Annotated in this window: 11 protein-coding genes and 1 pseudogene; 10 read left to right on the plus strand and 2 right to left on the minus strand. The window is 71.9% G+C overall.

Annotated elements, in window-relative coordinates; all coding sequences use genetic code 11:
• Positions 1-175: 175 nt before the first annotated feature.
• A pseudogene (locus tag QMO76_RS06220) lies at positions 176-418 on the plus strand (VOC family protein); the annotation flags it as partial.
• A gap of 21 nt (positions 419-439) precedes the next feature.
• Positions 440-883 carry an iron chaperone gene (locus QMO76_RS06225; RefSeq protein ID WP_306360229.1) on the plus strand — a complete coding sequence of 148 codons (444 nt, stop codon included), beginning with the start codon at positions 440-442 and terminating at the stop codon, positions 881-883.
• A gap of 85 nt (positions 884-968) precedes the next feature.
• Here the strand turns inward: QMO76_RS06225 and QMO76_RS06230 are convergent, their stop codons facing one another.
• Positions 969-2,183, minus strand: coding sequence for a lipase family protein (locus QMO76_RS06230; protein ID WP_306360230.1), 1,215 nt, complete (start codon positions 2,181-2,183; stop codon positions 969-971).
• 192 nt (positions 2,184-2,375) lie between these two features.
• Here QMO76_RS06230 and QMO76_RS06235 point away from each other — a divergent pair, with 192 nt between their 5' ends.
• The 8 genes from QMO76_RS06235 to pcaC are packed head-to-tail and all read left to right on the plus strand — an operon-like array spanning position 2,376 to position 10,532.
• Positions 2,376-3,557, plus strand: coding sequence for a 4-hydroxybenzoate 3-monooxygenase (locus QMO76_RS06235; RefSeq protein ID WP_306360231.1), 1,182 nt, complete (start codon positions 2,376-2,378; stop codon positions 3,555-3,557).
• A complete protein-coding gene (locus QMO76_RS06240; protein WP_306360232.1) occupies positions 3,550-4,365 on the plus strand; it encodes a CoA transferase subunit A in 816 nt (271 codons plus the stop codon). Before QMO76_RS06235 ends, QMO76_RS06240 begins: the two co-directional genes overlap by 8 nt.
• 56 nt (positions 4,366-4,421) lie before the next feature.
• Positions 4,422-5,147, plus strand: coding sequence for a CoA-transferase subunit beta (locus tag QMO76_RS06245; RefSeq protein WP_306360634.1), 726 nt, complete (start codon positions 4,422-4,424; stop codon positions 5,145-5,147).
• A 55-nt stretch (positions 5,148-5,202) separates the two neighbouring features.
• Positions 5,203-6,378 carry a thiolase family protein gene (locus QMO76_RS06250; protein WP_306360233.1) on the plus strand — a complete coding sequence of 392 codons (1,176 nt, stop codon included), beginning with the start codon at positions 5,203-5,205 and terminating at the stop codon, positions 6,376-6,378.
• A gap of 16 nt (positions 6,379-6,394) precedes the next feature.
• Positions 6,395-7,120, plus strand: coding sequence for a protocatechuate 3,4-dioxygenase subunit beta (gene pcaH / locus QMO76_RS06255; RefSeq protein WP_306360234.1), 726 nt, complete (start codon positions 6,395-6,397; stop codon positions 7,118-7,120).
• Positions 7,113-7,724 carry a protocatechuate 3,4-dioxygenase subunit alpha gene (gene pcaG / locus QMO76_RS06260; protein WP_306360235.1) on the plus strand — a complete coding sequence of 204 codons (612 nt, stop codon included), beginning with the start codon at positions 7,113-7,115 and terminating at the stop codon, positions 7,722-7,724. Before pcaH ends, pcaG begins: the two co-directional genes overlap by 8 nt.
• Complete coding sequence (pcaD, locus tag QMO76_RS06265) at positions 7,717-10,158, plus strand: 3-oxoadipate enol-lactonase (RefSeq protein ID WP_306360236.1); 2,442 nt, start codon at positions 7,717-7,719, stop codon at positions 10,156-10,158. Before pcaG ends, pcaD begins: the two co-directional genes overlap by 8 nt.
• Positions 10,155-10,532 (plus strand): 4-carboxymuconolactone decarboxylase, encoded by a 378-nt coding sequence (pcaC, locus tag QMO76_RS06270; protein ID WP_306360237.1) that lies wholly within the window; start codon positions 10,155-10,157, stop codon positions 10,530-10,532. The genes pcaD and pcaC overlap by 4 nt, the downstream gene beginning before the upstream one ends.
• A gap of 70 nt (positions 10,533-10,602) precedes the next feature.
• Here pcaC and QMO76_RS06275 read toward each other — a convergent pair whose 3' ends face one another.
• A complete protein-coding gene (locus QMO76_RS06275; RefSeq protein WP_306360238.1) occupies positions 10,603-12,063 on the minus strand; it encodes an aldehyde dehydrogenase family protein in 1,461 nt (486 codons plus the stop codon).
• Positions 12,064-12,139 lie beyond the last annotated feature (76 nt).

Here is a 12,139-nt window from a genome sequence, read left to right on the forward strand (position 1 = left end):
GTCGGCACGGATGGCACCGGTCCGCGCCGTCCCTAGCGTTGTCGCCATGGAAGCACCACGAACGGTCGACCACTCCGGCATCAGGACCGTACTGCATCCCGTCTCCGATCTGGCGGCGGCCAAGCGGGTGTACAGCGCGCTGCTCGGGGCGTAGCCCGAGGTCGACGGCCTCTTCTACGTCGGCTTCGAGGTGGCGGGGCAGCACATCGGTCTGGTCCCGGACGGCGGGCCGCAGGGGATGATCGCACCGGTCGCCTACTGGCACGTACCGGATATCGAGGCCACGCTCGCCGATGTGCTCGCGGCGGGCGCGACCGTGCGGGAACCGGTGCGCGATGTCGGCGGCGGCCGCCTGGTCGCCACCGTCACCGACCCCGACGGCAATGTCCTCGGCCTGCTCCAAGACCGTACGCACTGACCACCGAGAGAGGTAACCACCATGACCAGCACCCGCAAGACCAAGTCCACCGCCGGCTTCTCGGCCGAGGAGCGCGCCGCCATGAAGGAGCACGCCCAGGAGCTGAAGGCCGCCGCCCGCCGCGGCCCCAAGGCCGATCCCGAGGTCGACGTGCTCGCCAAGATCGCCGAGATGCCCGCCGCGGACCGCGCCCTGGCCGAACGCATCCACGCCATCGTCAAGGAGAACGCCCCCGCCCTGAGCCCCAAGCTCTGGTACGGCATGCCCGCCTACGCCCGCGCCGGCAAGGTGGTCTGCTTCTTCCAGGGCGCCGAGAAGTTCAAGGCCCGCTACGCCACCCTCGGCTTCAACGACATCGCCAACCTCGACGACGGCCCCATGTGGCCCACGGCCTTCGCCCTCACCGAACTGACCCCGGCCGTCGAGCAGCGGATCGCCGACCTGGTGCGCCGGGCCGAGTCCTGACGCACCGCACACCGGGCCCGGAACCGGGCGAATGGTTCCGGCCCGGTGTGCGTGAGCAGCTGGTGCCGGGGCCCGGTGCGCGCGGTCAGTCGGCCGGGCAGTTGTCGGCGGCCGGGCGTCCGGCGAAGCGGTCCGCGGCCCAGGCCGGGAAGCGCTCCGCCGCCGTCGGCACCACCGTCTCGTGGTCCATATCCGGGAATTCGTGGTACTCGACGGCCGCGCCCGCCGCGCACAGCGCGGCGCGTTCGCGCAGGGTCAGCTCCACGGGCGTGGTGATGTCCCGCGCCCCCTGGAAGATGGTGAACGGCATGGAACCGGCCGGGCGGAAGTCGTCGATCGCCGTGAGCGCGTTCCACCAGCTGCTGCCCGGAGCCATGGCCTCGGGCCGGTAGGCGTCGCGCAGCGGCGCGGCCGCAGCCCAGATGTCGAAGCAGCCGTCGGCCAGCACCGGCAGCTCCTCCATGGCGGACGGGGTGAGGAAGTCCCGGTAGCGCAGCTCGGGGTGGGCGGCCTTGATGCCGGGCAGGGTGGCGATGACGTATCCGGCGTTCTCCGGGCCGCGCATGGAGTTGGCGGTGAGATCGCGAATGCGCACGGCGGGCGCGATCAGGGCGGCCCCGAGACCTTCGAATTCGGGGGCGTAGGACCCGGCGACGGCCTCCACCACCATGGTGGTCTGCCCGCCCTGGGACCAGCCGTACTCCACATAGCGCCGGGAGGCGTCGAGTTCGGGCAGTTGCTGTACCGCGCGCAGGATATCCAGGGACGCACGGGCATTGACCTCGCCGACCATGTAGTAGGCCGGACCGGGCAGGCCCTGTCCCGGATAGTCGCTCATGGCCACGATGTAGCCGGCGTCGAGCAGTGCCGCGATGCCGGGCACCCGGGCGGTGTCGCCGTCGTAGAGGCTGCGGCGCGACGGCGCGCAGTTGTCGGCCAGGCCGGTGGTTTCGTGATTCCACAACACCATGTCGCGCGGGCCGTCACCGGGGTTCAGCGGTGCGTAGATCTCACCGGAGACGTACTTCTGGACGCCCGGCGCGATCTCGGACACGTAGACGACATTCCACCCCTGGGCGCCCGCCGGAGCGTCGGAGCGCGGCTGCACCCGGAGGATGTCGCCGGGTACGGCATCGGCCGGTGGCGTGTCCTCGACGTCCCAGAACGGCGTGCCCTCCGGCCCCGCGGGTGCGGCGAGGGAAAGCGGTTGCGGCGCTGCGTTCTCCGACCCGCAGGCGGTGAGGCTCAACAGGGTCGCCGCCGCGGCGACGGCCGTGGCGGCGCGCGCGAACGACGTCACGCCTGTTCGGGAAACCGGCATCGGTCTGTCTCCGTATTCGTAGGTCTCTGGGGTGCCCGGGGTCACAGTCAATCAGCGGCGACCCCGGCCCGGCCCGAGCCCTTTCATTGAATGGAAACGGCCGTAGTCCGACCCGCTCCGCGTGACCGATTCTGTGCTCACTTCACCAGCACAGATGAGGAGTTCGGAACAGTGCGAACCCGAGTCGCGATCATCGGATCCGGCCCCGCCGGGCTGCTGCTTTCGCAGCTGCTCGACCGCGCGGGCATCGAATCGGTGCTCGTCGAACGCCAGTCCGCCGACCATGTGAAATCCCGGATCAGAGCCGGAATCCTGGAGTCGGCAACGGTCGAGCTGCTGCGGCGGGCGGGGGTGGGTGAGCGGCTGTCACGGGAGGCCATCGAGCATCGCGGCATCTATCTGCAATGGCCCGGAGAACGACGGCATCTGGACTTCGCCGCGCTGGCCGGGCGGTCGGTGTACGTCTACGGGCAGACCGAGGTCACCAAGGATCTGCTCGAAGCCCGGACGAGGGCCGGACAGCAGGCGTACTACGAGGTCTCCGATGTCGCGGTGCACGACGTGGCGACGGACCGGCCGCATATCACCTTCACCGACGCCGGGGGTGCCCCGCAGCGGGTGGACGCGGAGGCGGTGGTCGGCTGCGACGGCTACCACGGGCCCAGCAAACAGGCTGTCCCGCAACGGTTGCGGCGGACGTGGGAGCGGTCGTACCCGTATGCCTGGCTCGGTGTGCTGGCCGAGGTGCCGCCGTCCACGGACGAACTGATCTACGCCTGGCATCCCGAGGGGTTCGCGCTGCACAGCATGCGATCGGACCGGGTGAGCCGGTTCTACCTCCAGGTCGATCCCGCCGAGCGCATCGAGGAGTGGAGCGACGACCGGATCTGGGAGCAGCTGTCGACCCGTCTGGGAGTGGACGGCTGGACGCTGCGCACCGGCCCGATCACCGAGAAGAGTGTGCTGCCCATGCGCAGCTTCGTCACCGCCCCCATGCGCCACGGCCGCCTGTTCCTCGCCGGCGACGCCGCTCACATCGTGCCGCCCACCGGCGCGAAGGGACTGAATCTCGCGGTCGCCGATGTGGCGGTGCTGGCCCGGGCGCTGACGGCACTGCTGCGCGACGGTGCGAGCGAACTCGCCGACGCGTACTCCGACACCGCACTGCGGCGGGTGTGGCGGTGCACCCACTTCTCCTGGTGGATGACCAGCATGCTGCACCGGCACGGCGACGATTTCGACGCGCGGCTGCAACTCGCACAGCTGCACCGGGTTGTCGAATCTCCCTCGGCAGCAAGGGAACTAGCCGAGAACTACGCGGGACTTCCGATTCCGGGAGGCGACCATGGCTGAGTTCACGTCCCTGTCCGAAGCGGTCGGGGCACTGGTGGAGGACGGATCGACGGTCGCGCTGGAGGGCTTCACCCACCTCATTCCCATGGCGGCCGGGCGCGAGATCATCCGGCAGGGCAAACGGGAGCTGACGCTGGCGCGCATGACCCCGGACCTGGTGTACGACCAGCTCATCGGCGCGGGCTGTGCGCGCAAGCTGATCTTCTCCTGGGGCGGCAATCCCGGGGTGGGCTCATTGCACCGGTTCCGGGAAGCCGTCCAGCACGGCTGGCCGCGGCCGCTGGAGATCGAGGAGCACAGCCACGCCGGGATGGCGAACCGGTATGCGGCCGGTGCGTCCGGACTGCCGTTCGCGGTGCTGCGCGGTTACGCCGGAACGGATCTGGCGGCCGTCACCCCGACCATCGCCTTCATCACCTGCCCGTTCACGGGTGAGCGGCTGGCGGCGGTGCCCGCGCTCCGCCCGGACGTGACGGTCGTCCACGCCCAGCGCGCCGACCGCGCGGGCAATGTGCAGCTGTGGGGGCTGCTCGGGGTGCAGAAGGAGGCCGTGCTCGCCGCCCGGCGCAGCCTGGTCACCGTGGAGGAGGTGGTCGAGGAGCTGACACCCGTGCCCGGCGCGGTCGTGCTGCCGAACTGGGTGGTGAGTGCCGTCGCGGTGGTGCCGGGCGGCGCGCGTCCCTCCTATGCCCAGGGCTATTACGAGCGCGACAACGACGCCTACGCCCACTGGGATCCGATCGGACGTGATCGCAGCGCATTCCTGCGCTGGCTCCAGGACATCGAGGCCGAGGAGGTCGCATCGTGAGCACATCGGAACCCGTCGGGGGAGAATGCGCACCCGGGGATTACTCCGCCGACGAGATGATGTCCATTGCCGCCGCCCGCGCGCTGGGCGGGGACCGGCGGGTCTTCGTCGGCATCGGGCTGCCCTCCACCGCGGCGAATCTGGCGCGCCGCACCCATGCCCCGGAACTGGTGCTCATCTACGAATCGGGTGCCATCGGCGCGAAACCCGCCCGGCTGCCAGCCTCCATCGGCGACGGCATGCTCGGGGAGACCGCCGACGCGGTGGTGAGCGTGCCGGAGATGTTCAACTACTGGTTGCAGGCCGGACGCATCGACATCGGCTTTCTCGGTGCGGCGCAACTGGATCGGTTCGGCAATATCAACACCACGGTCATCGGCGACTACGCCGATCCGGTGGTGCGGCTGCCCGGCGCGGGCGGTGCGCCGGAGATCGCCGCCTCCTGCGGTGAGGTGTTCGTGGTGACCCGGCAGAGCCCGCGCAACTTCGTGGAGCGGGTGGATTTCATCACTTCGGTCGGGCACGGCAGCGGCCCGGGCGATCGCGCCGCGCTCGGACTGCGCGGGGCGGGGCCGACCCTGGTCATCACCGATCTCGGTGTGCTGCGGCCGGATCCGCGCACCGCGGAACTGGTGCTGACCGCCGTCCATCCCGGCGTCACCGTCGAGCGGGTGGTCGCGGCCACCGGCTGGGACCTGCGCACCGCCCCCGAGGTGACGACCACCCCGCCGCCGACCGCCGCGGAGCTGGCCGCGTTGCGCGCCCTGGAGGCGGCGCGATGACCGGCGTCCGCGGAACGGTCGGTGCGCGGGCTCCGCGCGGACGGGAGGAGCTTCGATGACCGACGTCTTCGTCATCGACGGCGTGCGAACGCCGTTCGGACGCTACGGCGGCGCGCTGTCGGCGCTGCGGCCCGACGATCTGGCCGCCCATACGCTGGCCGCGCTCGCCGAGCGTACCGGGCTGGACCCGGCCGAGGTCGGCGATGTGGTCCTCGGTGCGGCCAATCAGGCGGGCGAGGACAACCGCAATGTTGCGAGAATGGCCGCGTTGCTGGCCGGTTGGCCCACCGGTGTGCCCGGTACCACCGTGAACCGGCTGTGCGGCTCGGGTATGGACGCGGTGTTCCACGCGTCCCGGACCATCGCGGTCGGCGACGCGGAGTTGGCGGTGGCAGGCGGCGTGGAGTCCATGAGCCGTGCGCCGTGGGTACTGAGCAAGCCGGACAGGGTATTTCCCGCCGGGCCGGAGACCCTGCACTCGACCACACTCGGATGGCGGTTGGTGAATCCCCGGATGCCGCAGCGCTGGACCGTCGCGCTGGGCGAGGCCACCGAACTGCTCGCGCAGCGGTACGGGATCGACCGTGCGGTCCAGGACGAGTTCGCGCTGCGCAGTCATCGCGATGCCGCGCGCGCCTGGGAAGCGGGCTTCTTCGACGACGAGGTGACCGCGCCGCCCGGTGTGGACCTGCGCCGCGACGAGCCCGTCCGGGCCGACACCACCCTGGACCGCCTTGCCGCCCTTCGCCCTTCGTTCCGGAGCGCGGGCACGGTGACGGCGGGCAACGCCTCACCGCTCACCGACGGCGCGGCGGCGCTGCTGCTCGGCGACGCCACCGCGGCGGCCCGGCTCGGGCGGGAACCGCTGGCGCGCATCGCCGGACGCGGCGCGGCCGGGGTAGATCCGGACGTCTTCGGCATCGGACCCACCCGGGCGGCCGAGATCGCCCTGCGCCGCGCGGGTATCGGCTGGTCGGATCTGGCCGCCGTGGAACTGAACGAGGCGTTCGCCGCGCAATCGCTGGCATGTCTGGCGGAGTGGCCCGAATTGGATCCGGCCCTGGTGAATACGCACGGCGGCGCGATCGCGATCGGTCATCCGCTGGGCGCGTCGGGGGCGCGCGTCATCACCACGCTGGCCCGGAGGCTGCGGCAGCGCGGCGGCGGCTGGGGCCTGGCCGCGCTCTGCATCGGCGTCGGGCAGGGGTTGGCCGTGGTCCTGGAAGCATGACGATCGGAAGAGACTGATGACCACACCACATCGGGTAGTGCCGGGGTATCGACCGGACCCGCCGAATACTCATCCGCCGCTGCACTTTCCGGCCTACCGGGCCACCACGCTACGGCATCCCACCCAGCCCCTGGCACTGCTGCCGCAGCTGCTGACCGAGGTGACCGGGCCGCTGCTCGGCCCCGGCCGGGTCGCGCCCACCGACAGCGACCTCACCGCACAGCACGCCGGTGAACCCGTCGGCCAGCGCATCATCGTCTTCGGGCGGCTGCTGGACGGCGACGGGCGGCCCGTGCCCGATTCGCTCATCGAGATCTGGCAGGCCAATGCGGGCGGGCGGTACCGGCACGCGAACGACCGCTGGCCCGCGCCCCTGGACCCCAACTTCACCGGCGTCGGCCGCACCCTGACCGATGCGCGGGGACGCTACGAGTTCACCACGGTCAAACCGGGCGCGTATCCGTGGCGCAATCACGACAATGCCTGGCGGCCCGCGCATATCCACTTCTCGGTCTTCGGCCGTGCGTTCACCCAGCGGCTGGTCACTCAGATGTACTTCCCCGACGATCCGCTCTTCGCCCAGGACCCGATCTTCGGCTCGGTCCCGGAGTCCGCCCGCCCGCGGCTGATCTCACGCTTCAGCCTCGAACGCACCAGCCCCGAATGGGCACTGGCCTTCGAATTCGACATCGTGCTGCGCGGCCGGAACGCCACCCCGTTCGAGGAGCCCCATGATGACTGAACCGGCTCCGCTGCCGACCACACGCACCGTGCGTCCGGCGGCGAGCGTCGAACCCGCCCTGCGCCCGACGCCGTCGCAGACCGTCGGCCCCTATCTGCATATCGGTCTGACCTGGCCGGACGGGGCCTATGTCGTCCCCGAGGGCACGCCGTCGGCCTGCTGGCTGCGTGGCCGTGTCATCGACGGCGGGGGCGAGGTGATCCCCGACGCGCTGGTCGAGACCTGGCAGGCCGATCCGGCGGGCCGTTTCGCCCATCCCGACGACCCGCACGGAAGCGGAACGGCCTGGCGGGGATTCGGCCGCAGCGACACCACATCGGGCGAATACGCCATCCACACGGTGCGGCCCGGCGCTCTGCCCGGTCCCGCCGACATCCCGCAGGCGCCGCACCTGAACGTGTCGGTCTTCGCCCGCGGTCTGCTGCGCCGCGTGGTCACCCGCGTCTACTTTCCCGAGTTCGAGGCCGCCAACCGAGTCGACCCGGTGCTGAATTCCCTTCCCTGGCAACGCCGCGACACCCTGATCGCCACCGCGACCGCCGACGGCTACCGCTTCGACATCCGCCTGCAAGGCGACCGGGAGACCGTGTTCTTCGATGTCTGACCTTTTCGGCCCGCTACAGGCCGCCGGACCGGTGGCCGCAGCCACCGACGACACCGCCTGGCTGCAAGCCCTTCTCGACGCCGAAGCCGCCCTGGCCCGGGCCCAGGCCGACACCGGCCTGATCCCGCCCGCCCACGCGGCCGCCATTGCCGCCGCCTGTCGCGCGGACCTCTACGACCCCGCCGAACTCGGAGCGGCGGCCACCGCGATCGGCAATCCCGCCGCCCCCCTCGTCCGCGCGCTCACCGCCCGCGTGGCCGACGCCGAGGCGGCCGGTCGACGGTCGGCCATCGACGAGTTGCCCCCCGGCAGTGCCGATACCGCCGTGGGATCGGTCGCCACCGGGACGGGTGCGGCCGACGCCGGTGTCGCCGCCGACACGACCGACGCCGACGCCGAGGTCACTGCCACCGTCGGCGCTGCCGCTGCCGCGACGACCGCCGCGCGGAACGTCGATCCGGTCGACACCGCCCCGACCATCGGCGGCGCGGCCGGGTCGGTGCATGTCGGGGCGACGAGCCAGGACATCATGGACACCGCCGCCATGCTGGTCGCCGATCGGGCGCTGGCGGTGCTGCTCGATGATGTCGCGGCGTGTGCCGACCGGCTGGCGGAGTTGGCCGTGCAGCATGCCCGCACCCCGCAGGTGGGGCGGAGCCTGTTGCAGCAGGCGCTGCCGGTGACCTTCGGGTTCACCGCCGCCGGATGGCTGGCGGCGCTGCGGGCCGCGAGCGCGCAGCTGGACCGGGTGCGGCGGAAGCGGCTGGCGGCGCAGCTCGGCGGCGCGGTGGGAACCCTTGCCGCGCTGGGTGACTCAGGTCCGGAGGTGCTGGCCGCCTATGCGCGGCGATTGGGCTTGCCCGCGCCGGAGCTGCCCTGGCACACCGATCGGACCCGCATCGCCGAATTGGCCGGTGCGCTGGGCACCCTGGCCGGTGCGACGGCCAAGATCGCCCGCGATATCACCCTGCTGGCGCAGACCGAGGTGGGCGAGGTCAGCGAGTACGCGGCCGGTGCGGGCGGGTCCTCCACCATGCCGCACAAGCACAATCCCATCGCCGCGGTCACCGCCGCGGCCGGAGCCGCGCAGGCCCCCGGCCTGGTGGCGACCCTGCTCGCGGCCGGAGCCCAGGAGCACCAGCGCGCCGCCGGGTCCTGGCATGCCGAATGGCGTCCGCTCACCGAACTGCTCCGCAGCACCGGCGCGGCGGTGCACTGGCTGCGAACGAGCCTGTCCCGCCTGCGGATCCACCCGAAGCGCATGCGAGACAACCTCACCCGCACCGGCGGCCTGCTGCTGGCCGAACGCGTCACCACCGCCCTGACGCCCGTGGTCGGCAGACTGGCGGCCCACGACGCCGTTACCGCCTGCGCGGCCCGCGCCGCGGCGGGTGAGGGCGAGTTCGCGCACCTGCTCGCCGCGCACCCGCTGCTCGCACCGCACCTGGACCTCGCCCGCGTCGAAGCGCTGCTGGAGCCCGCGTCCTATCTCGGCAGCACGGCCACCTTCGTGCGTCGCGCCGTGACCGCCCACGACGCGGACCGAGCCCGCGTTCCCCGATGGCCTCGAGACGCCGAGGGGGAATCCGCGGCGGATGCGGGCGGCGCTGCCGTCGCCGACCGCACTCGTGCCCGCGGGGCCGCGCATGCTGCCGCGCCGACGTCCGTGCGGGTCCACAGCTACGTTCACGGTGATCCCGACGGGGTACCACTCGTCCTGCTCAATGCGCTCGGCAGCGATGCGAGCATCTGGGACGTGTACGTACAACCGCTGGTGGACAATGGTTTCCGGGTGATCCGCTACGACATGCGGGGCCACGGTGATTCGCCGGTGCCGGAGGGGCCGTACGCGCTGGCCGATCTCGGCGCGGATGTCGAGGCACTGCTGGACCGTCTCGGCGTCGCGGCCGCGCATCTCACCGGCATCTCGCTCGGCGGTATGGCGGCGCTCTGGCTGGCCCGGCACCGCCCCCGGCGGGTGCGCGGTCTGGTGGTGTGCTGCACGTCGGCGCGCCCCGGCAATGCCGCCATGTGGTCGGAGCGGGCCGCGCTGGCTCGGACCGGGGGAATGCGCGCCATCGCGGCGGCCAGTGTGGAACGCTGGTTCACCCCGGACTGGCGGGCATCCCACCCCGAAACCGCCGAGCGCATGCGGCGATTGACGGCCGACACCCCGGCCGAGGGCTACGCGGCCTGCTGCGCGGCCCTGTCCGGGCTGGACCTCACCGACGCCCTGCCGCACATCACCGCGCCCACTCTGGTGATCGCCGCCGCCGCCGACCCTGCCTTCCCGCCCGAGCACGGCCGGTGGATCGCCGACCGCATACCCGGCGCACGCCTCGAAATTATCGATGCCGCCGCACATCTGGGCACCGTCGAACGTCCCGACCGCTTCCTTCCCCTGATCATCGACCAGCTGAGGACGAACCCGTGAACCACTCCGCCGCAGAATCCGTCCGCCGCGCCGTCCTCGGGGACGAGCACGTGGATCGCGCGCAGGCCGAAACCACCGAATTCACCAGGCCCTTCCAGGAATACATCACCACCGCCGCGTGGGGTGCGATCTGGACGCGCGACGGCCTGGACCGCCGCACCCGCAGCGCGATCACCCTGGCGCTGCTCACCGCCCTGGGCTGTCCCGAGGAACTGGGCATGCACGTGCGCGCGGCGCTGCGCAACGGCCTGACCCGGGACGAGATCGGCGAGGTGCTGCTGCATTGCGCAGCCTATGCCGGAATCCCCAAGGCCAACACCGCTTTCGCGGTGGCGAGCCGGGTGCTCGCGGACGCCGACGCCCACCCGGGGTGATCCGCACCGACGGATCGCGGTGAAAAGCCCGGCCCCCATCGGGGCCGGGCTTTCCCCTCATCACCGCCGTTCAGCCCGGGAACGGCAGTTGCTCGGTGGCGACGGTCAGCCAGCGCGTATTCGAGAAGGCGTCGATGCCCCACCGGCCGCCGAATCGGCCGTACCCGGAGTTCAGCACCCCGCCGAACGGCGCCTGCGGTTCATCGCCCACCGTCTGGTCGTTGATGTGCACGATGCCGGTGCGCAGCCGCCGCGCGACACGCAGACCGTGGGTGGCGTTCTCGGTGATCACCCCGGCCGACAGGCCGTGCTCGGTGTCATTGGCCATGGCCACCGCCTGATCGTCGTCGGCGAAGGTGTCGACCACGCACACCGGCCCGAACGCCTCGGCGTAGTGGATCTCGGCGGCGGGCGGCACCTCGGTCAGCACGGTGGCGCGATGGACCGCGCCGCGCGGCTCATCGCCACCGGCCCGCACCGTCGCCCCCCGTGCGACCGCATCCGCGATCAGGGCCGAAACCCGCTGGGCGGCGGCGGTATTCACCAACGGACCGATTACCGTGTGTGGATCGGCGGGATCGCCGGTCGGCAGCGCGTCGACGATCGCGGCGAACTTGCCGAGGAATTCCGCCGCCAGCGATTCGTGCACCAGAATCCGGTCCGCGGACATGCAGATCTGTCCCGAGTTGGCGAACGCGCCGAAGACCGCCGCGCGTACCGCGTAGTCGACATCGGCGTCGTCCAGCACGATGATCGAATTCTTGCCGCCCAGTTCGAGCACCGCGGGCTTGAGGTGTTCGGCGGCCAGTGTGCCGATGATCCGCCCGACTCCGGTGGATCCGGTGAAGTTGACCGCCCGCACCCGCTCGTCGGCGATGAGGGTGCGCGCGATCTCGGCGGCGTCGGCGGGATCGTTGGTCACCACGTTCAGCACCCCGTCGGGGAGCCCGGCCGCGCGCAGCGCATCGGCGACGAGCAGTCCGCTCGACAGCGGAGCGGCCTCACTCGGCCTGAGCACCACCGTGTTTCCGGCGGCCAGCGGTGCGGCGACGGCGCGCGCGGACAGGATGACGGGTGCGTTCCACGGCGCGAAGGCGGCCACGACCCCGAGGGGTTCGCGAACGGCCAGTCCGAGTACCCCGGCCTGTCCCGAGGTGAGCACCTCACCGCGCGGTGCGGTGACGGCGGCGGCCGCCTCCCGCAGCACCGCGGCCGCCAGGGTGACATTGAATCCGGCCCACGGTGCGGCCCCGCCCACCTCGCCCGCCATGTATTCGGCGGCTCGGTCGGCGCGGCTCTCCAGCAGATCGGCGGCACGGGTGAAGATGGCGCGCCGCTCGAACGGGTCGAGCGCGGCCCAGGCCGGGAAGGCGGTGTGCGCCGCGTCCACGGCCGCCGTCACATCCGCGGCGGACGCCGCCGCGACCGTGGCGTAGGCGGATCCGGTGTAGGGGTTGATCACATCGGTGGTGCGGCCGGAGCGGGCCGGGGTCTCGTTGCCGCCGATGAGCAGCGCACGTGCGATTGCCATGTGGAAGTTCCTCATTCGAGCGCGGCGGACCGTCGGACGGGCCGCGGTCCGCGAGTCGTTGGGTATCGGTGGACCG

It is taken from the genome of Nocardia sp. CC227C (assembly GCF_030767025.1).
Taxonomy (GTDB): Bacteria; Actinomycetota; Actinomycetes; order Mycobacteriales; family Mycobacteriaceae; genus Nocardia.

Bases quoted from the DNA above. Each gene is read 5' to 3' on its own strand.
- QMO76_RS06275 (WP_306360238.1), bottom strand. From the start codon at position 12,063: ATGGCAATCGCACGTGCGCTGCTCATCGGCGGCAACGAGACCCCGGCC.
- QMO76_RS06240 (WP_306360232.1), top strand. From the start codon at position 3,550: ATGGCTGAGTTCACGTCCCTGTCCGAAGCGGTCGGGGCACTGGTGGAG.
- QMO76_RS06245 (WP_306360634.1), top strand. From the start codon at position 4,422: ATGATGTCCATTGCCGCCGCCCGCGCGCTGGGCGGGGACCGGCGGGTC.
- pcaH (WP_306360234.1), top strand. From the start codon at position 6,395: ATGACCACACCACATCGGGTAGTGCCGGGGTATCGACCGGACCCGCCG.
- QMO76_RS06250 (WP_306360233.1), top strand. From the start codon at position 5,203: ATGACCGACGTCTTCGTCATCGACGGCGTGCGAACGCCGTTCGGACGC.
- pcaG (WP_306360235.1), top strand. From the start codon at position 7,113: ATGACTGAACCGGCTCCGCTGCCGACCACACGCACCGTGCGTCCGGCG.
- QMO76_RS06225 (WP_306360229.1), top strand. From the start codon at position 440: ATGACCAGCACCCGCAAGACCAAGTCCACCGCCGGCTTCTCGGCCGAG.
- pcaD (WP_306360236.1), top strand. From the start codon at position 7,717: ATGTCTGACCTTTTCGGCCCGCTACAGGCCGCCGGACCGGTGGCCGCA.